Source organism: Pseudoalteromonas sp. SG44-17, assembly GCF_014164235.1.
Lineage (GTDB): Bacteria > Pseudomonadota > Gammaproteobacteria > Enterobacterales > Alteromonadaceae > Pseudoalteromonas > Pseudoalteromonas rhizosphaerae.
In genome coordinates this window covers 66,414-88,818 of sequence record NZ_JACJEV010000008.1, presented here as the reverse complement: position 1 = coordinate 88,818, position 22,405 = coordinate 66,414, and the positions used below count along the sequence as shown (strand labels likewise).

The following is a 22,405-nucleotide window of genomic DNA, read 5'->3' as shown; positions in this document are numbered from 1 at the left end:
GAGTTTTAATCTAAAGTTATTCTTCAGCCATTACTCGTTTACCATTACTATCGACAACTAATAAATATGAAGCGCCAAAATTACCCGCACATAAATCGATAGCCTGATTGGCAACTTTTAGGCCATTAGCACAATTACTCACCGCTAAGAACGCTGTGACACTGCCCTTTTTTGTAGTTAATACTTTTTTATCATCAATTGACACATCATACTCGCCGTTGGCAAATAAACGCACATTAAATACATCTGCAGTATTGTTTTGTTTTTTATCAATGACAGACAAAGCCCGCTTACCTGAAGATTGCCAAGCAATTACCCATAAATCGTCGTTATTACTCAAGGTTGTATTTATGCGTTCCTCTTTATTCGCATTGATACTATCTTTAACTCCCAAGTTAATCATGTTATTGATTACTTTATAACTGTAGTTATAGCGACTACCCACAGCATTGGCCTCTACATCGCCCGCAGCGATATTATCACTATCGAATAAACCACTGTAGCCGGTGCTAATACTCCTTTTTTTGACATGAAAGTCAGCCATATAATCCAATGAATTTATGAAAGACATATTTGCTTGATGGGTTAATTTATCATCTAATTCATCCGTGCTTTCACCACATCCACTTAAAGCAGCTGCCACACCAAACAACAGTGCAATACTAAATCCTTTATTACTGGTGCTCATAACAATCTCCATAATGTTTAATTTTATCAACGCTAAAAACCGCACTAAACGCTGTTATTACTTTAATAATTTTTTATTAATCAATTACTAAGTATTTTATTTCGAATAGCGAAATTTACTGAAAAAATGTTAGCATATCCTTTACGATACATCTCTCAGCGCTTGTCGGACATTGTCAGAAATTGTCTGTTTATAATGAACAGTTTAATGATGGCCTTGCGTTATAGTCAGCTGATACGGCTAAATACCTGCTCTAAAAGCTGTGTATATATTTTCTCAATTTTTAGTAAGTCATTAATAGGCACATGCTCGTTAACTTGGTGGATGGTATTATTTCGTACCCCGCATTCAATCACTTGGGTGTAATCATTGGCAAAAAACCGCCCATCAGAAGTTCCGCCACTGGTACTTAATAAAGGATAACTGCCTGTCACATTAAAAATAGCTTGTTCAACTTGAGTCAATAAACAGCGACGCGTTTGATGACTCGTATAAAAAGGCTCACACGGACGCTCCCATTCCACACTCAGCAAAGCTTGTAAATCGTCCAACGCGAATTGAATCTCATTTTTTATATCACTGCTTTTATAACCATGGCTATAACGAATATTAAATGTCATTTCACATCGTGCTGGCACCATGTTATCGACAACATTAGCAATATTAATCCCGGTTATTTGCAAGCTCGTATGTGAACTTGGCTCGTCACGCTGCCAAGTTATGCTAGTCAAGCGCTTGATTACTTCTGCACTAAGATGAGCTGCATTGATGGTGTTTTCTGGATAAGCAACATGCCCTGCTTTGCCGTTGATCACTAACCGCGCAGACAGTGCACCTCGACGGCCATTTTTGATTGTATCACCAACATGCAAATGACTGGTTGGCTCGCCGACAATGCAGCCGTCAAGTTGGATGCCCTGTTGCGCTAAACGCTCGGCAATCAGTAGTGAACCATATTCCGCTTCCCCTTCTTCATCAGAGGTGATCAACCAGTAAAAAGTACCTTTTTTTGCAGCTACGTTAGCCAGTAATGCACGACTGGCACATAACATGGCGGCAACGCCCCCTTTCATATCAGCAGCGCCTCGGCCATAAATCGCGCCATCAATAATATCACCTGAAAATGGTTCTGCTCGCCACGCTCCTCCAGATGCGGGGACCACATCAATATGCCCCGAAAAAGCATAGCGTGGCCCATCACCAAAGCTTACTTTAGCTATTAAGTTAGTAACATTATTAAAGGTAAACTGTTCACAGTTAAAGCCAAGGTCTGTTAACTGCTTTGCTAACCAGTCTATTGCCCCGGCTTGCTGTGGCGTAACAGATTTAAATTGGATCAGCTTTTGAAGGTAACTGACCACAGTATCAGTGTGGATTGCATCATTCGTGGTGTGAGATTGGATAGCTAAAGTCATAATTAACACCCTTATTAAGAGAGAGTGTATTCATTACAACCTGAATTTATGACCGCTTTATGAAACACGGATTATACTAATCGTTTTAAGTTACTGACCATTTATAGCGACAGAAAAATACAGTGATAACAAGGCAGAGATTTTGACATGTAGTTGTTCTCGGCAATTGCTCCTGCATTGCTCTACCTCTTGCATCCATGCAGTCGTACATGAAAAATTACTAACGCAGTTAGCGCTTTATTTAGCGCGCTAGAATGGTTAAATATTTAAGTCGATTGGTATTAGTGTGCACCTTCTTCGATGAATGCTTCTTGGCTGACTTTAGCGATATCTTTATCATCTTTGGTCAATTTTGTTTGTTGCCAACGACCACGACAAAACCACAAATACGATAGCGATGCGACGATCACATTGGTGACAGCAAACGAGTACCAAATGCCGTGATCGCCCAGATGTGTGTGTTTTGACAAAATATACGCCACCGGAAACTGTACTACGCATTGAGAAAACAGCGCCAACAACATCGCATTAAGCATGTTCCCTGATGCTCTAAATGCAGCCACCACACATAATTGCACGCCTATTCCGCCCCAAGTTAAGCACATAACACGAATAAACTGTGCGCCTTTGGCTATCACACCTTGATCATCGGGGATAAAAAATGCCACTAAGTAAGGTGCAAATATAAATGCAATCGCCCCAATAAAAGACAAACCACATAATCCCCAAAGTACCGCCAACTTAGTAATTTGCTCTGCTCGTTGCGGGTTACCTGCGCCCATATTCTGTCCAACTAAGGTCGACACAGCCATCGAGAGTCCCATAGCCGGGATCATCACCATCTGTAATATATTTGAACCAACACCATAAGAAGCAATGGTTTGAGTGCCAAAACTAGCCACTAAAAAAGACATGATAATCAAACCAAATGCACGCGCTGACAACTCCACAGAGCCTGGTGCACCTAAATAAAACGCTTGTTTGATATAACTGTAATCAGGAATGAAACTTGATAATTTTAGCTTAATACCATGGCGACCACGCATAAAAATAACAATGCCAGCAATGGCTGCCAAACTTTGTGTCACCAATGTAGCCAGCGCTGCCCCCATCACCCCAAGACCTGTAAAGCTGCCATAACCAAAAATAAATAATGGATCGAGTACAAAGTTTAGCAACACGGTTACGGAAACAATGATCAGTGGCACCTTGGTTTGGCCAATACCCCGCATTAAGGCTTGAAACATGGCATAAATAAATACAAATACCACACCCACAAATGACACATGCATAAATTTTAAAGCATCGTTATAAACGGCATCTTCAACACCCAGTAAATGTAAAAAGTAAGGAGATAGCAAATAACCGATAATTCCTAAACAAATGGCCGTCACAGTCACCATTAACACTGTTTGTGCGGCCACATGGTTTACTTTATCTTGCTGGCCAGCCCCCATATATTGCGCTGACAAAATAGCCCCCGCCATCGCAAGTCCAGAGCCAATCGCAATCACTAAAAAAGTCACTGGCATACTTACTGACACCGCTGCAACTTGTGCCGCCCCTAGACGACCAACCCAGAACGCATCGGTTAATTGATAGGCAGATTGTAAAATATTGATAAGAATAATAGGAACTGCAAGTTTTAACAGTGCTTTGCTAATAGAGCCAGACAGAAAAAGATGGTTGGTTTCGTTCATTGTATACCCTTGCTTTAAGCAGCAATTATAACTTATTTTCCTGACCTATTGATGAATAGCAATAAAAAAGAGTGCACTGTCAATCGATTTTAAACGTCAATTAAGTAAACCTTAATCTAAATCAAACAAACGCTGCGCCGTTTTATACCCTGTTATAAAGCTTGATCTAGAACAGTTTTTTATTTTTTTTTTGGCTGATAATAACGCCAATTCAAAAAGTAGTTCTCGGAGAACAGCATGAAAAAACAACTTAGCGCAGCGTTACTCACCTCACTTTTAATCGCATCTCCTTTCGCCAGTGCAAACTTAAGCGTTAATGTCGGTGCTATTAATGTTAACCCTGACAATAGCAGCTCAGCGATCAATGAAGATCCAAGTTTAGGCTTAAAAGGTAGCTCGGATACACAACTGGGTATTACAGTTGACTATGCATTTAACGATCAGTGGGTTCTAGAATTGGTTGCTGCAACACCCTTTTCTCATGAAGTTAATGGCACCGGTGGTTTAGCTGGCAATAAAATAGCTGATATTAAGCAATTACCGCCGTCACTAATCGCTCAGTACCACTTTTTAGAAAGTACTTCAGCATTTCGCCCATTCGTTGGTGTAGGTATTAACTACACAGTGTTTTTTGATGAGCAACCTTCTACAGCGCTAAAAACAGTACTGGGCACCAACGACGTTGAAGTAAAGCTTGATAACTCATTTGGTTTTGTAGCTCAAGCAGGCTTTAACTATATGCTAGATCAAAACTGGGGCGTACATGCGATGGTATCAATCATGGATATTGAAACCGATGCAACTGTTTATGCCGATGGTAAACAAGCTCTTACTTCAACAGTAAAAATTGATCCTGTAGTTGCCATGTTAGGGGTTAAATACGCTTTTTAAACATACTCTAAAAAGGCCTAACGACCTTTTATCAGTGTATGTAAATTCAACTGGGAAGATTTGTTATTTTTTTCTGCTCTAACATTTCTTTCCAGTGCATAATTTCCGCAGGTAATATAGGCACAATACCATCAAAGTTTACCGCCTCTAGCATTTCTTCTACGCTGACGACACCTCGCTTGCGCTTAAACACACCTCTTACATAGGCGATCGCATGCAAGCCACGCTCGGAATGAAATTTTTGCTCAATATAAAAATACTTATGATCCCAACCAACTAAGCGCGTGCTAATGGTATATCGTTGCATTGGCTTAATATCACGAATATAAGTGATGGCCGTGGCGTTAACGATAGGAAACCAACGTTTTTTCATAATCGTTTCAAGCAAGCCAACTCGCTCAGTCATCCAAGTGCGAGCTAAATCCATCATTGCTAAATAACGAGAGTTAGTAAGATGTAAATTAATATCACAATCACTTGGCAGCGCTTTGTAATCTATATCCACAGTGTCTAACAATGATTGATAATCACGGTTACGTTTGATTTTAAAAAATAATAATAAAAGACGAAAATATAAGTTCACAATAAAGGTCTTACCAGTTAACAGTTTTGTGAGTGTAGCATAGCGTATTGCATTGGAGAATATTCTGCTCTACTCTGAAATTCTCTGATTATAAATAATAGTAGAAAAATGATGAAAAAATCAGTTTCTTATTTGAGTATGGTATTTGCATTGATGAGTACCAGCGCGATGGCCGACTTTAACTATCCTGGCGAAGGAGACGTACGTTATCCAACTGGGGTTGAAAAGCCGTTTCAATTTGGGTTTGCTTGGCAGCAACAAAATAGCAAGTTTACTATAGGTAAAAAAAGCTATGATATGCAATTACCTGAATCCTATTCCATTGCTATTACTTTAGCAAAAGACGACCAACAAGTGTGGGTGCAAGAATTTAATAATGGCTTTATTGAAGGATTCAGCTGGGAAATTGGCGAACACACAATCAAACTTGAAAAACGTCAATATAAAGGCGCGGTAAAAGGGGATTATGTTATCAGTTTAGATAACAAAGATTACTTTTTTGCTCGTAATAACATCAGTATCTTAATTAAGTTCACCGCTGAGGGTATCGATACTGTCGCTATTGACGGTGTAACCAAAGATATGGGTACTAAGCAATAGTACCCAATACTGTTGATTTGAGTCAGTTTACACTTTTACCGTTTTACGATTAATGCCGTAATCACGTAGCTTATTTGCAACTGCGGTATGACTTAACCCTAAACGCTTAGCCAATTGTCTCGAACTTGGGTAAGCAGGGTACAACTTACGTAATAATGTAGCCTCAAAACGCTTTACAGCTTGGTCGAGCGAGCCCTCAAAATCAGACTCCAAGTACCCTAAATCATGTGTAAATGCTGGTAATTGTAAATGCTCAACACGCAGCTCGTTATCATCTAATAACGAGACCGCACGGTATATCGCATTTTCTAATTGGCGGACATTGCCCGGCCAAGGATAATCTTGTAAAAACGACAAACACTCTGCAGATAGTTCCGGAATTGCATGACCATTTTGCTGCGCATATTTTTGAATAAAATGTTCTGCAAGTGGCCCTACATCAGCTTTACGATCACGTAGTGGAGCAATTTCTAAAGTCAGTACATTGATCCGATAGTATAAATCTTCTCTAAACGTACCCTCTTGTACCATCGCGGGTAAATCTTTTTGCGTGGCGGCGATAATGCGTACATTTACTTTTACTTCGTTCTCATCGCCAACTTTGCGAAATGTACCATCTTGTAAAAAGCGCAGTAACTTAGTTTGAAGTTGGGTAGACATTTCACCCACTTCATCTAAAAATACCGTGCCACCATCCGCTTGCTCTAATACGCCGCGTTTTGGCGCTGCATTTTCTTCATAACCGGCATAACCAAATAATTCAGACTCAGCAACATCATCAGGCAGTGAAGCGCACGATAAAGCGATAAAAGGTTTTACAGAACGATTAGATGCATAGTGACAAGCGCGTGCCAGTAACTCTTTGCCGGTACCGGTTTCACCAGTGATAAGTATCGGAGCTTCAAGTTGTGCCATTTTACGCGCTTCACGAACCACACGACGCATCGCAGTGCTAAAGTTGTGAATAGTTGCAAAGCTTTCTTGACCATAACGACGAAACGCACTTACCTGCTGACCTAAACGGCTTTGTGATTTAATGTTGATCACCGCACCGGCTAATACATCACCTTCATTGCCTTGTGGTACTGCGATTGGCAAGATATCCGCGATAAAATCTTCACCAGCCACCTCAACCCGGGTTGTTTGTCCCAGTACTTCTTTGCCTTCTAACCAACGGGTAAAGTTAAAGCCTTTCAATAGATTATTAATATTTGAACCAATAACTTCTTTTTCAGTTAACTGTAAATCTTTACATGCAGCATCGTTGCAAAGCCTTACCCAACCTTTGGCATCAATTGAGATCACACCATCTGGTAGCGCACGCAACAATGTGTTGAGCTCATTATGCTCACGCTCAGAAGGTAAAAAAGCGGTGGTACGTACATCCTGTACACCATCAATTAATCGAATTGAGGGCATGATTTTTTGAAACTGCTCAAATTCAATCGGTGGAAAACTCACATACATACGACAGTTAATTGAATCAACTTCAATACCTTTTAAATCAACGCGATAGTTGACTAAAATATTGAGTATTTCTTGAGCAATACCGATGCGGTCTGCACAATGGATATCTAAACGCATTTCACCCTCAAAAAGAGAAAACCTACTATGTCGCAAATAATACGCTAACTACCCATCGCTGGGTAGTCTATTGTAAAGATTTTTGGACAAATGATACTAACCATTATTGCAAAGACTTTTTATGGCAACTGACTATAATTTAGTATGAATGATATTAGAAAAATTCAAATACTTGGCTAATATCATTTCCACAAAAAATCCGTATAATGAAAACGTATTAAAAAATGTAACTACAGTGATAACGAGGCTTGTTTGAAAATTAAAAAATATAAACTCTTTTCTATTCTCTGCTTAGCCCTAATTATCGCTGGCTGTAAGGTTGAAGACCCCTATGATACAGGCGAAACACAAGCCCAAAAGAGCGATGCACAACTGCGCGATGATTATTTAAAAAAAACGTTTAATGGTGTAATCACAATAACCGATCAGCAAGCTAATAGTGTGGCTGGCATCATGGTTGAGTTTGCAGGACAGCAGTATCAAACAAATGCCAGTGGGCAAATTAATTACTCAGGTATTACAACAGGTAACCATCGGTTAATGATCGCTGATGAAAGTTACTTCCCTGCTGTCGCTACAGTCAAAATTACTGCTGATAACACTCAGCAACAGCTGACCCTAACAGCTAAGAGTAGTAACTCGGTTAGCCTGCTATTTGCTGGCGATACTATGTTTGCACGACGCTTTTTAGATCCCTCTTTGGCAACTATGACGGCTGCGATCCCTGATGTCGCAGGGGCACTTATTCGTCCAGCAACAGCCAGTGAAAATGCTCAAGCATTAACACATTTTGTCGCACCATTTTTTCAAGCTGCTGATTTTTCATCAGTAAACTTAGAGACACCGATAACAAGTAGTCCTGAAGCAGCACATCCAACAAAAGAGTTTAGCTTTTTTTCATTACCTGAGACGCTAGATGGGATCAAAGCCATTGGTATTGATTACGTCGCACTAGGAAATAATCATGTGTATGACTTTTTAGAAGATGGCCTCAATGATACTTTGCTTGAAGTAGATAGCGCTGGCCTTGCTCACAGTGGCGCAGGGAAAAACATAGCCAGTGCTTACCAAGCAAAGTTCATGGATGTGGGAACACTCACGTTAGGACTTTTTTCAGCGACCTCCATTACAGGTAAAGAACATGCAATTACCTATGTTACCGATGCCACAAAAGGCGGTGCCGCAGATTTAACAGAAACAGAATTAGTCTCCAACTATCTTAATGATGCAGTGCAAAATAGTGATTATGTAATTGCCCAAATGCATGGTGGTGATGAATACACTTATCAACCCAGCGGTTACATTAAAGGCAGGTTTAATTCTTTATCCAAACAACAAACCAATTTATTAGTTGCTCATCATCCGCATATTGCCCAAGGCTTTGCAGTTTTTAATGGCGTACCTGCCATTTTAGGCTTAGGCAATTTTGTGTTTGACCAAGACCGCTTAGAAACGCTGCTTGGCGTTGCGGTGTTAGTAAATGTAGACAAAGATGCATCTCCTATGACGAAGCGCGCTTTTGCTTACCCTGTTTATGTTGAAGGGTATCAGCCTAAATTTACCAATGGTTTTTTGAGTGATTATTTATTACGACGTCTGGCTGAGTTTTCTGATAATAACATTACCTTGATCCCACGAGATGGTTATGCCGATGTATTTTTCACCGCAGATCAAGCGACTGTTTCTCAGCACACGGAAACAGTTACAGTTACCCCAAATCAAAGCATTCTAGATTTACGCAACTTTGCTCCATCAACAAAAGCATTTTTATCTAAACTTGAAATCATTGACGGATCGCCAAGTGATGTCACTTTAGGGCGCGATTTAATGATTTTCGGTGACTTTGAAGATTGGGATAACGATGATGAACAACTAGAAGTTGCTCGTTGGGATCACACCGGCGACAGCGTAACGCCTTGCTTAAGTGGTGCTCGTTCAGGCGCGCAAGGCTTATGCTCTGCTCGCACCCAGTTTGATAACACGCCATCGCTGCTCCCATTTAGACAAACCATTCGTGCAATGGAATTACCTAATGATGATGGCTCAATTGATGTCTTCAAGGAGTTTAGTTTGTTTGGTTACAGTAAAGCTGAAAACGCCGGAAAACTAGACGCAAAAATAGTTTATACCACCGCTGAGGATGGCCTTGAATTTTCTACTCAATTGGTCGATATTGAACCGGCTGGTAACCATGACTGGCAAGCCTTAAACTATGACTTTTCACTGCCTTCTGACGACTTAACACTTGGCCCAGAAAAGTTACCACCGCGCGGTATTAAAGTTACCTTGCGTCACTTTGCGCCAAATAGTGGCGAAGCAAGCTTGGCGTTGGATGATATGGCAATGATTTCATGGCAACAAAAAGTAAACTTCACTGATACGATGTGGCGCACGGATAAAATCCATGGATTTGACTTTTTACGTTTAAATGCAACGTCTTCTGTTACGTTTAAACTAACGTATAGCACCTTTAATTAATCTCTATTCTATTTTGGAGCTAATCGTGGCTTTTAAACAACAGTTTTTTTTACTTAAACGCCAGCGTTCTTTTTGGCTTACTATTTGCCTGTTTATCATTGTGGTGATCTCAAATTCATTATCACTGTTTAATTCATCAAATGCCTTTTTCTATAGCCGTTTAGCAAATCTTACACAAAGCCAGCAAAGCAATGTTGTGATCATTGAAAGTGAGCATTTAAGTCGCGAACATAATGAACTAGTACAACAACTATTAAGCTATCAACCAAAAGCAGTATTGGTTTTTGCTAATGAACAACTAACAGTAAATAAAACCTTGACGGACATGGCACAAAACACTGTTTTTTACCCACACCCTAAAAATGACTACTGCCTACCACATATAAACGATTGGTCTGGCTACAATGTTGAATTAGCCGCTATGGCTGACAGCTCATGTCTGGCAATTTGGCCGGCACTGTTTAACGACCTTGATAGTAGCAAAAGTGTATTGCTTAACTTCGCTTTAGCCCCTTCTGCACTGCCAAAGTTTTCAGCTGAACGGCTGATGACAATGGACATTATGGCCAGCCAGTTACAAAACAAAATCATTATTCTCGGTCAACATAATGCTGGTTTAGGGGTAAAACTTAATGCGCCTAAATTAACCCAGACATCAAACTATTTATTACTTACTGCTTATATTGCCGATACACTTGATAAGCAAAGCAGCATATCGCTACTGACACTATGGCAAAGCACCCTACTGCTGCTTAGTATTTCTTTACTACTGCTGTTCGCTTTTCAAAAATTATCAATTAGTTACAGTATCGTAATTGCAGTGCTAACAAGTATATGTTGGTTTGGCTTAGGGTATTTTATTTTAGTGTTTCAGCATTTATTTTTACCCGTTGGCCAGATGACCATTTTTACCTTTATTACACTAGTGTGGGTAATATTGGTTAGAAAACTCAACGAAGACAGGGAGCTCACTAGCCTAATTGGGAATATTCAACAGAAAATGGCTGGGCGCTATTTACCAAAGTCATTTATTTCTCAAAGCTCGCCTTGGGATGCGATTATTCGCCTGGTAACTCAACAACTTGCTTTGAATAAATCGATATTTTTAGCGCGTAAAGAAGGCGATCACCGACTAACCGAAATAAGAGCCGTCAATTGCCACCTTAGTGATATTAAAGAAATGCGCCGCGATTATAAGCGCGCGCCATATTCAGATGCTTTAAAAGAATTTGGTGTTGTGCCAATTTTGCGCCCATTTTTTAATGAGCTAAGTGACGGTGAGCTGCAATATATAGTGCCATTGATCTATGCCGGTGATGTTCGTGGTTTTTGGGCAATGACAGTAATGCCTGATGCACAATTTAACAAACAAGCATTTGAGCGCAATGTAAATGCCTTTGCCGGACAAGTGGGTGAATTACTGTTCCATTATCGAATTATTGAATCACAAAATAATGCTAATGATAGCGCCCTATCTCAACTACTCACTTTGAAATTACAAGAACCGCTCAGCCAGCAAGTGAAAACGTCGATAGCGGAAATGGAACAAAAGCTAACGACCTTAGAGCATGTGTTTAATAATGTTCGCTCTGCGACTGTATTATTTAATTTATTTGGTCAAGTGGTGCAAATAAACAAATCGTTAGAAAAACTAGCTGCGCAGCATCAATTCTCTATTTTTGATATGACAGCATTGGATTTGCTCTGCTTAGTTACTGATTTAGATACTGAAACCGCGAAAGGTAAATTACGCTTTATCACCTTACAAAAAGGCGATATTTATCTTCAAGCTAAGCTTGATGAAAATACCTATATACTCAATGTTCGAGCAATGGATGCAAGTCATCTACAAAATGCATCTGGCGAGCCATTTCAGGTTTCAGGTATTTTATTTGAGTTTATTGATATTGCGTTTTTTATTGAGCAAATGCCCAACAGCAAACAACTGTGTGATTCATTATGCAAACAACAGCAATTTTACGCTCAAAACTTGATGGAGCCATCAACTAGTGGGTGATTTTATTTTACAATTGTTTCCAGCAGGTGGTGGCTTAGGTCAATCGGTGATCACCACTGTATGGATAGGCATTACTGTTGTTTGTTTGTTAAATTTACGATTTGGTTTTCCGCTTACTGGGCTTGTTGTGCCTGGTTATTTAGTGCCACTACTTATTGTTAGCCCAACCTCAGCCGCCGTTATCTTAATTGAAGCGGTAGTAGTGTATGGCTTAATGCTCTTTAGCGCTAAGTACGTAATGCAAAGATTTGGCTACGCCGAGATGTTTGGTCGTGACCGCTTTTTTGCCATTATCTTGATCAGTATTTTAGTGCGTGTAGTCATGGATACTTTGTTTTGGCCATTGATTGCTAACGTGCTCAGCGGTTGGGATATAACCTTTGATTATTCATCACAGCTTTATTCCCTGGGGTTAGTTATTATCGCCCTCACTGCCAACGTGATGTGGAATGGTGGCTTTAAGTACGGCATGAAAGTTACCATTGTTCAGCTACTAATTACTTTCTTATTAGTTCGTTTTGCACTCATGCCAATGACTAACTTTAGCATCGCCAATTTAGCAATTATGTATGAAGCGGTTGCCGCATCAATTATAGCGGCACCAAAAGCCTATATTATTTTGGTGATCACTGCGTTTATTGCGTCGCGTGCCAATATTAAATATGGCTGGGAATTTAATGGCATTATGCTACCCGCATTATTGGCGCTGCAGCTTATGCAGCCAACTAAATTGCTCACATCCTTTGCAGAAACAGCCATTATACTGATCATTGGTGCTTCGCTATTAAACTTTACGCGGTTACGTAATGCCAATATTGAAGGTGCAAGATTATTGCTATTTTTCTTCAATATCGGTTTTATCTATAAGTTATTTTTAAATTATTTTGTGGTGCACTACTACCCTGAAATAAAAGTTACCGATACCTTTGCTTTTGGTTATATGCTGTCTACGCTTTTAGCATTAAAAATATATCAAAAAAGCGCACTAGGCTTAGTGATCCGAGCCACCTTTCAAACTTCAATCCTAGGCGGTGCGTTAGCCATTGTGATCGGCTTTATTATCATGTTTATCCCTTCTTTATTTGTTATAACTGACATTAAAGAATTGCAAAGCACAAACAAAGTCAGCGCTCTTGGTCAACAGATCAGTGAATATAAAAGCTACCTTTATACGAGCAATAAAGGACAACTAGACATCAGCAGTTATCAAGCTAGTCAGGACAAAAATAACTTTAAACAAGCGATTTATGAAATTAATAAAGCCCCTAATTCAATAGAAAACTTACTGCTGAATAAACAGCGCTTAGCTAAACTTGATTTTCAATTGCAATTTGATGATAGTTATATTTACATTCGCGATGCTAGAAAAACCTCGCAACGCGGGTTATTTGTTATTTCTCGAAAACCAAGCGCAGATTTCATAGTCACGGTACCATTTCCCACTTCAGAAAGTTTAGCGAGCGACTCTGCGGGGCTTATATTTTCACACTTTGACAGTCGTGCCTTAGTATTTGGTACCAGTGCTACACCAACGACGGAATTAACTCATAATAATAAACAAAGTCCTTATTATTTAGCATTTATTGAAGCGCTGGGGCTTGAGCAACTATTTCAAGTACGGGAAGTTAACAATCGCACAAATCGTTTGTTAATCAAAACCCCTGTCGGCGCAACAAGTCAGTATTGGATTTACAATCAGTTACCAAGCTCACTCAGCCAACGTTTGATCCAACAGCTATTAGGACATCAAGAGACTTTTTTTGGTCAAGCAACCAATAGCTCTTTACCTGCAGCAAATTTTAATGGCCAGCTGTTTGAAGTGTTTTTAAATAGTGATAACTACACTACGTTATTAGCTAACATATCTCGTGATGAAAGTAATAACGAGGACAACGCAATTAGCTATGCAACGCAGAGCCTGAATGAAGTGATTGAGCTATTTGCTGACAACATTACCGCTAAAGGCAGTGGCGCTTATAAACCATTAACGGCAAATCAAGCCGCCTTGTGGGAATTTGAAATATTACACCCTCTATACCGTTTAAAAACTAAGCTGACGGATCAAGATGTAGATGAGAATATAATCAATCAACTAAATCAAATTAATGCCACAGCCAGACTAATGGGCTATCAGCTAACATTACTCAATAACGCGCAAGGTCGCTTTTTACTTATCGCCCCTTTCGTTGATGGGGCTGCAATAGCCTATGGTCAAGGTTTCTATGTCATCAATCTGACATCAAGTACCCAACTTAATATTGAAGTACCGCGACCATTATTTGAAAGTAATACCTTAAAGTTTGCCACTGAACTATTTGTAAATAGCCGGGCAGAGCATTTACTGATCGCCGGTGCCCATCCTTATGCGCATCCACAAGCGAATGTATTATTACCCAATAACGTTGATTCATTATTTAATGTGGTTCATCAAAGCTATTTACGGTTTGCACAAAATAATGCCATTTTAAACTTACAAATTCGTAGTCACAGTGCACCATCATGGATCAGACCCACCGCCCTAGCTTTTGAATATACGCAATCAAATAACGCCCACCAGCATCTTTTACAAACACTTAATCACAGTTTGCAAGATTTGGCTGTTGATTACCAAGTTGTGCAAGGCCAAACCGCGACAAGAGGTTTAGAGCTTGGTACGTCGCCGCAATCTGGCTATCAAATATTTGCTCCCCACAGCGAACTAGCAACCCTGTGGCTTGCATCTGATTTTAAACAGCAATTTTCTGTTAACCAGCAAAGTCTTTTACAACGCTTGCTCGCGATTTCAGCGCAACCAACAATTAAAGTAATGAATATAACCACATTATCACCTGCCAATTGGCAAGCTGTAAGTTCACAGCAGCAAAGTCATTTTTTAAAAACGATTGAGCATTATGCCAGCACGCAACGCTTGACGGCACTGGCACAACTATGTAAACCATTCGCTAACTGTGAATTACAAACAATTGAATTTGAAGGCCGCCAAGAGTATGCCCTCGCGATCAGACAAAAAGGTAAGCTGTTGGCAATTTTTAATCCGATAACAAACCGTCTCACTGACCAAAACCGTTTTAACACTATGATGATTGAGGGATCGTATGCAATTTATTAAACGACTCTTAAAAATACTCATATTGCTCCTAATACTTACTGGGCTTAGTTTTGCGCTGTTTAGTTTTTATCTGTGGATACAGTCAGCTGAACCTATAACTAGCCGTTCGGATGAAGAGACACGCTCTAACGTTCAATGGCTAAGCACTGAAAAACCATTGATTTTTTCGTTTTCTAGCACTAGAACACACTCGATCCGAGTATTATCAAATGCGATATTTTCTGAACCACAGGATTTAGATAAACCGATAAACTATGCCATTGAATACGCATTCTTAAATGAAAAAAAACAAGTAATTAGTAGTCATGTCTATCACCATGCGTCAAAACTAACACCTCCCGACAATGAGCAACAAATAAAGCAAATTATTGAAAATCGGCAAGCTTTACAGGTCTCATCTGGGCAATCTTTTTATATCAGCCCAGAACAATTAAAGAACGTTACCAGCGTATCATTAAAGTTAATTAGCGAAGATAGCCAAGTTATGGGAGTTGTAGTGCGAGTCCATGCTAAAACACATAACGATAATGATGATAAATACAGCGCGTGGCTCAAGTTACCATTAGAGCGAAGAGAGCGAAGCAGCGCATATCACAGTATTGGGGTTAATGCGTTATCAACCACAGAAATAAACAATGCAGTTACCTATTCATGGCTAAAACTTGCTCCACAAGGTATTCCTGGGATCGACTTTAAAGCCGACATTTTATATGAAACGCTGCCCTACAATGTTGTTACTTATGACTTTGCGCAGCAACAACTTAATTTAAATGACTATTACACCGATGCGACACTGTGTGCGAGCATTGAACTAAAACAGCCTGATTCGCTTATTTTCAGTCTGGACAAATCAGCTGAAATCAATTTAACTTGGTATGATTTAAGTCAGTTTATTGCACCACATACTGTGCTTTATCGCGCAAATACAGCGCAGCCACTGAGCTTTATTACCGAGCCATTAGATATTGGTTTAGTAACTATATGCAGCACCGAGCCACTGTTAAGTAATTGGTCTTTTAGCTCACTACAACCGTTAACGACCGCACAAGATGGTTACTATCAAATAAGTAACTTATTAAATGCTCGCTTCACACTTGAAGGAAGTAGCGATATTAACATCGATCTCAGATCATCTAGTCGAGGTCATGCTACTGTGATTGTTTATGATCAAAATAATCAGCCAATTGATACCTTTACTATTTCTTATGACGATGAATTATCTGAATTTGATCGAGTTATTCTAGATTCCACACAACGAGAAAAAATTCCTAAAGCAAATAGCTTTTATTTACGTCTTAACGAACGTGCAGCGGCATTGGTAATTACAACTGAGCAACCGACTCTTGTACGTGTCAAATCACGTAATAGCCAGTTTAACTATCAACGTACGGTATGCCATACGAAATGTATTGAAGCTCCAAACTTTCATGATATTGCCGCTTGGTATGAGCAACAAGCTGATAACCATTACGACTTTACTGAACAAGATAGTTACGTCAATATCCGAGTTTTCCAAGAGCCACCAGAGATCCTAATTAAAGACAGTTTCTATCAATCAAGAGAGCTGTTTAAACAATTACCGATCTCTAATGTCGCATTGGTCAATAGCCCAACAAAATATTTTACCCCAGTTACTGAGCCCAGCCCTTATAACTTTGCACCATTGCAAAATAAGCATCTGCTGCAAGCGGCGACTAATGCGCCAAGTACAGATCCAGGCAGTGTGGTTTATCAACTAAACAACAAAACAGCCAGAGAAGTAAATTTAGTAGACACTGACTTTGAACAACTGGCAAGTATTGAAAAAAATGCCCAACAAATTTATCAAAACTGGCAAGGGCAACGCCCGTGGCTTAAACAACGGTTGTATAAACTTACGGCAAATACGCCACTAAAATTAGCATATCCAACGCAACGCCCGTACAGTGTGGTATTAAAAGCGTACAGCCATTATGCTGAGCAGAGCATTATCCTCGATATTGCTCAACGTGCTAAATACCAAAGTGGCTTAACCCATGATTATAGTATTGCAAACAAGCGCTATGGACTTCAGCCGAGCCGCTTAAGTGATGCCTTTTTGATCCATCCAAAAGACAGTCAACTATTTGCTTACCCGGCAATTACTCAACAGCTCAATGCTGATGTTCGTGCGCTCAACAGTTTAACCATTACAAGCAATAAAACCGTCTGGATCGCAGTATTAGAAGAGTACGCTAACGAAGAAGTAAAAATAAGGTGGTGGAATGATGATGCAAGCTAAACGGTTACTTGCGATAATATTACTGTTATTAACTAGCGCAAGTTACGCTAGTTCGTCATCACAAAATGGTGCCTATGCGGTTACAAAAGCCCAACTAGCGCAATGGCTGAGCACGCAAACAAACTTGGCGCAAGGCAACGAACTAACATCAGCGTTAACTTTAGTAACGAAAGATGAACACGTTATAGCAGGAGAAATAAAATACCAGTCGAGTGGCAGTCAGTGTATTGCCTATGCTCCGCACCGCTATTTTGACAAACACAGCTACCCTATTGCGATGGCTCTATTTACTGAATGCCAGGTTTTCTTAGCCAATACCATACATCGCAATACACTTGCAGCTGATGGACAAAAAAGTGATCTAGGTAAATACCACTACAGTGTTACCAATGCGTTTATTCAAAGCTACGCCAACACAGTCGATCAGTTCGTTATTTATCAGATACACGGCTTTGATCCAAAAAAACGACACACTAAAAAAGCACGCAATAGTGATGTAATAATCAGTCATGGTGCCAAGCCAGCTACAGCTAAATTACAGCAAATAAGCCAGTGTTTAACTGACAAATTACAACTTGCCAGTTATGTATATCCGTTAGAAGTTACAGAGCTTGGCGGCACAAAAAATATTTTAAATAAAATTCTGCCAAGCAATGGCGAATTTTTCCATATTGAATTAAGTGATATATTACGCGCGCAACTTGTTCAACAGCCTACTTTGATGAGTCAATTTAAAATATGCATTACGCTATAACTGCTATTATTTTCAGCCTATTGCTTACTTTGAGCCCACACGGCTTAGCCAGTAATGACAATATTTTGAGTTCGCCTATGTGGCTAAATGTGACACCTAACGTGCATTTAGATAAATCTCAGCAAGCGATGTATTTTGAAGCTAAACAAAGTCGTTATCTTTGGCTGGCAAAAGGTCAATGGCTGGAGCTGGATAGTACAACATTTAATTCGTTTATTTACAGCTCGGGGACCAGTCACCTTGCCCAGCAGAGACTCAATGTGAGTCGCGATTTTATCTGTGAACAAGCCAAGTGTCAGTTACCGATTGCATCATATAACCGCATTTTAAAAATCACCAATCACCTTGATGAAGGTGTAACCTTAACGGCAATGGTCGGTGAAACAAACCGTCACCGTGATAGCTTCCGTCGCGCCGTAAAGCTACCACGAGCGGTAACTCGTTTACAATATGGTCAAAATATTGAGCATTATTATCACTTTAAAGCGGGCGAAAAAGTAAAACTGTACTTTCAACACGCTAAAAAATTAAAACTAACTGTGCGCAAAGATTTACTAAATAAAGATATTAACGGCAAAGTCTATACCTATGTAAATGAGCAACCGATCAGTGTGCTCGGTGTTATTGCCAGTCGCGCCAGCGAGTATAGTGACCAACACATTGGTTTGGCCAATACCGATTACTTAGCAATAGATAAAGGTGAATACCTAACTATACGTAGTGAAACAGACGCTTATATTAAACTTGAGCAAAATCACAGAGCAATTTTTGATGATCAAGCAATGGATAAGCAACAAGAACGTTTGTTTCAACCATATTGGGTTAATAATTTAGACAACACGCTGCGTGCTATCTACTCTCAACACGACTTATCACAGCTAAACAATTCACCTTATCAAAGTGGTGAATTACTTTCGCAACGTCGTTATCAAGATTTACTTAGCACAATTTCATCTCGCGATTTTCTTGTTCCGAAGTCGCAGGATAAAGCGTACTTTAATAGTCAATTTAAGCAGTTTGATAGCTTTAGCGGACTGCGGATGGTTGATGATACTGGCTACCCTGTACTATCAGAGCACTATGCGCAAATACATCAATTAGGCCAGCAACAGCATCAATTTTCTCTAAACAATAAACAGCGCGTGAGAACGACGATAACACTGCATGCGCGCAGCAGTGTCGATAGCCAATTGTTAGTTCGCAGTGGTAACTTAAAATGGCATTTAACCTTGCTAAAAAGCGAAAATTTTGCCGCTTTTGAGTTAAACGTGCCTTTAACAACAACTCAATTAAGCATTCAGAATCTTCAGCAACAGCGCCAACCAATTGAATACGTAATGCAAAGTGATCAATTACTAGATTTACCAAATAATGAATTGCTCTATGCACAAGCAGGTACGCTAAAAGAAAAAAGTAATCTTATTCATAACTTATTGGCCCAGCAAATTAGCCAAATCGGTGATGAGTTTACTGCCGCACTGCTCCCTTATAAACCACTGAAAACAAAAACTGCGGCAATAACTTCCACTGATACTATGCATTGGCAACATCAACTCGGTGAAGCTGAGTATTTAATGGCAGAGCATCCACTTCAGGCACTGCAATTAATTAAAAAATTAGTCAACGTGCCCAATACAGATATTGCAATTAAAGCGTGGCAATTGCGTCTCACTATTTTGATGGCGCAAGGGCGCGACGCTTTAGCCAAAAGCTACCTTGAAGGGCTCTACAAAAGCAGCCAAGAAGTGGCTATCAAATCCTATGCTGGCAATCAGTTGATACAACAATATCAAGCATTAGAGCAAGACTATAAACTGCAAGGTTTATGTGCCAATGCTTTAGATTTATTAGCGCCATGTAGGAACATTTTGATTGCGCTTGCAATCAAACAACAAAAAAACTTACTCGCATTGTGGTTAAGTCATGACTTACCTAATCAAGCGGCATTGCAAACAAGCTTTGCAAAATTAAATTGGCGCGATTACAGCGAAGCAGATATTCAACAGCCCAGCTACGAACTTGATTACCCAGGCACGCAAACGCTTGCCAGCCCAACGGGGTTAATACAAGCACTGGTGGTTAATAAAAGCCAAGCGGTAACATTCAAAGCGCAAAGCCAACCACTCACAATTGCCCTAAGAGCGCGCAGTACCAGTGTTCAAAATGGTCAATATAAAATGAGCTGGTTGTTTGCACAACAGACATCGCAATCATCAAAATCAGCGCAACACACTGTACTGCCAATTTTTTCTGATATTAACTCGCAAACCCTATTACGCAATGATGCTCAACCGCTGTCGATCTCCAGTGACGCGTTGATCACATTACAAGCTGGTGAGTCAGTTCGCTTATATAGTGATCAACAAACATTTATTTCCTATAAAATACTCTCGCAGCCATTGACGACGACGTATAATTATCAAAATATGGCAACCCGCTATTTTTGGCAAACACCATTTATGGCGTTGCTATATGACACCGATATCAACATGCAGACGTTATTGAATAATACCTTATTTAAGTTGGCGGATAAAACGCTAACCACCAATGAGTACACGCAAGTTTTAGCGAAAGTAAATGCCCTGAGCTTACCTCCACAACTCGCGCAGTTATTTTCACGTATACAAAGTTATGGCCAGTGGGTTCCTCTACAAGACTATACTGACTTTGCTGGCACGCAACTCATTGCTGTGGATTCTCAAGATGAGAGTAGCTATAGCGACCAATTACTGCGTACCAGTAGCCAAGGCGGTTTTACGCAAGGATTAGTCTTACGCCCACATCATGATTTACATATTGACTTGAGCCAAACCCGCTCAGAACAAATTCGTTTAAACTTTCATTTTTCGGTCGCAGAGTTATCTGCAGCGGCTGACTTATCCCAAGGGAATGTCGCGAACGTTGCAATAAAATTAGCCACATCGGAAAAAGTTTGGTCAATACAACCTGATAAACCAACTGCATTTGGTTTTAATAAAACTGAGCTAACCGATAATGTGCTCTCGTTGCAATGGCTTAATCCTTATTTATCACAAATGATGACAATCAGCGCACAAGAGTACCGTAATGGTCGCTGGTATGACTTACCGCTTAGCAATAACTTGTTATTTTACACTGTTCTGCCAGAGCGGCATTTAATCGCACAATTACCAGCCGATCGCTTAGTTAAGCTCGAGCAAATGCTCCCAAGCAGTATTGTTGGTGAATTTGAACAACGCCTTGAACGCAGCTTTTTCCACCCAGCAGGTAAAATAGAAGTCAGCACCGACAGCATCAAGCACGTTCGCTTATATACTTGGCAATTGAGTGAAAGCAATCATAAAATTTCTAATTTTGAAGCCGAGCAAAACAGCTTCGCAAACACCGTAATTTACCAACTGCCCGTTGCTCAGCGTGCCCTGCAAACTGAGGTCGCACAGTTTCATCCAGACGACTTAAGCTGGCAAGCATTTATTAATTATGACCGCCGAGGTATTTTTGAATCTAGCGAAAACGTCCCTATTCGTCATAGTATGGATGTTGGCGCTAGGTTTCGATTAAGTGACGATGAGAATTGGTATCGTCTTGATCTTACTTACTCTTTGAGCGAACAAGATAGCGAACTATTTTCGATTGATGGCTATCATTCTTGGCAAGATCATGACAGTCCTTGGTACGTCGACAGCGCCTTGCAAACCACATGGCAACCAAGTCAAGCAGGCACTGACAGCCAATATGCATTTAATACCTATGTGCAGATTGGTCAGATCTGGCGCATTGATGAAAGTCATCGTCATCAATGGCAAATAAGTCCATTCTACAGCTACAGCAGTGCTAATATTGAAGACTTTTTATTTGATCCTAAACTCAATTCAGACATTTATAATTTTTATCGCGAAGATCACCCGCATGGTTGGCGAGGCGAATATCAATATCGCTATCAACCGTGGGTTGATAGTTACTTTAATTTTCTCGCCGGCAGCACGTCCAATGCCGATTGGACAAGCCTAGATATTTTGCGTTTTGGCGCATCTTGGCATCAATATTATCAAGGGCAAATCTTCCAAGCCGGATTAACCAGTTACTATAAGTTTGCTGATAAACATCGCCCTAATAGCACATGGCAATACATCACCAGTGTAGGTTGGCGAAAACAGCTGCCATTAGGTAACTTTTCACAAGGGTGGATCAAAGTACGTTGGGACCAAGATTGGTTTAGAAATGACCATAACATCAGTCTCGAGTTTTCGACTGGCAATATAGCTGACACCGGTTTTGGTGTTTTCTCTCACGACGAAATTATTTTTGAGTCACTGCAACTCAATCACTTTTTAGAGCAGAATTAAT

The 22,405-nt window shown here is 40.0% G+C and carries 13 protein-coding genes; 8 read left to right on the top strand and 5 right to left on the bottom strand.

Features of this window, described 5'->3' with window-relative positions; genetic code table 11:
- Positions 1-16: 16 nt before the first annotated feature.
- From H5182_RS08135 to H5182_RS08125, 3 genes are all read right to left on the bottom strand, one after another.
- Complete coding sequence (locus H5182_RS08135; RefSeq protein WP_182717073.1) at positions 17-688, bottom strand: hypothetical protein; 672 nt, start codon at positions 686-688, stop codon at positions 17-19.
- Positions 689-915: 227 nt separating this feature from the next.
- A complete protein-coding gene (gene dapE, locus H5182_RS08130) occupies positions 916-2,103 on the bottom strand; it encodes a succinyl-diaminopimelate desuccinylase (protein ID WP_182731092.1) in 1,188 nt (395 codons plus the stop codon).
- A 281-nt stretch (positions 2,104-2,384) separates the two neighbouring features.
- Positions 2,385-3,803, bottom strand: a complete 1,419-nt coding sequence (locus H5182_RS08125; RefSeq protein WP_145237310.1) for an MATE family efflux transporter — start codon at positions 3,801-3,803, stop codon at positions 2,385-2,387.
- A gap of 237 nt (positions 3,804-4,040) precedes the next feature.
- On the opposite strand from H5182_RS08125, the gene H5182_RS08120 reads away from it, so the two are divergent.
- Positions 4,041-4,694 (top strand): OmpW family protein, encoded by a 654-nt coding sequence (locus H5182_RS08120; RefSeq protein WP_145237312.1) that lies wholly within the window; start codon positions 4,041-4,043, stop codon positions 4,692-4,694.
- Positions 4,695-4,740: 46 nt separating this feature from the next.
- Here the strand turns inward: H5182_RS08120 and H5182_RS08115 are convergent, their stop codons facing one another.
- On the bottom strand, positions 4,741-5,277 hold the full coding sequence (locus H5182_RS08115) for a thioesterase family protein (RefSeq protein ID WP_182759864.1): 537 nt from the start codon (positions 5,275-5,277) through the stop codon (positions 4,741-4,743).
- Between the two features lie 111 nt (positions 5,278-5,388).
- On the opposite strand from H5182_RS08115, the gene H5182_RS08110 reads away from it, so the two are divergent.
- A complete protein-coding gene (locus H5182_RS08110) occupies positions 5,389-5,877 on the top strand; it encodes a hypothetical protein (RefSeq protein WP_145237744.1) in 489 nt (162 codons plus the stop codon).
- Between the two features lie 27 nt (positions 5,878-5,904).
- Here H5182_RS08110 and tyrR read toward each other — a convergent pair whose 3' ends face one another.
- Complete coding sequence (gene tyrR, locus H5182_RS08105) at positions 5,905-7,461, bottom strand: transcriptional regulator TyrR (protein WP_145237318.1); 1,557 nt, start codon at positions 7,459-7,461, stop codon at positions 5,905-5,907.
- A gap of 252 nt (positions 7,462-7,713) precedes the next feature.
- Here tyrR and H5182_RS08100 point away from each other — a divergent pair, with 252 nt between their 5' ends.
- The 6 genes from H5182_RS08100 to H5182_RS08075 are packed head-to-tail and all read left to right on the top strand — an operon-like array spanning position 7,714 to position 22,404.
- Complete coding sequence (locus tag H5182_RS08100) at positions 7,714-9,939, top strand: CapA family protein (RefSeq protein ID WP_220491207.1); 2,226 nt, start codon at positions 7,714-7,716, stop codon at positions 9,937-9,939.
- A gap of 25 nt (positions 9,940-9,964) precedes the next feature.
- Positions 9,965-11,956: a hypothetical protein gene (locus H5182_RS08095; protein WP_145237321.1), complete on the top strand. Its 1,992-nt coding sequence runs from the start codon at positions 9,965-9,967 to the stop codon at positions 11,954-11,956.
- Entirely contained in the window at positions 11,949-15,065 is a 3,117-nt protein-coding gene (locus H5182_RS08090; protein ID WP_182759863.1) for a poly-gamma-glutamate biosynthesis protein PgsC/CapC, read from the top strand. Before H5182_RS08095 ends, H5182_RS08090 begins: the two co-directional genes overlap by 8 nt.
- A complete protein-coding gene (locus H5182_RS08085) occupies positions 15,052-17,325 on the top strand; it encodes a hypothetical protein (RefSeq protein WP_182759862.1) in 2,274 nt (757 codons plus the stop codon). The genes H5182_RS08090 and H5182_RS08085 overlap by 14 nt, the downstream gene beginning before the upstream one ends.
- On the top strand, positions 17,309-18,079 hold the full coding sequence (locus tag H5182_RS08080; protein WP_145237330.1) for a hypothetical protein: 771 nt from the start codon (positions 17,309-17,311) through the stop codon (positions 18,077-18,079). The genes H5182_RS08085 and H5182_RS08080 overlap by 17 nt, the downstream gene beginning before the upstream one ends.
- Positions 18,064-22,404, top strand: a complete 4,341-nt coding sequence (locus H5182_RS08075) for a hypothetical protein (protein ID WP_182759861.1) — start codon at positions 18,064-18,066, stop codon at positions 22,402-22,404. The genes H5182_RS08080 and H5182_RS08075 overlap by 16 nt, the downstream gene beginning before the upstream one ends.
- The last annotated feature ends 1 nt before the right edge of the window (position 22,405 follow it).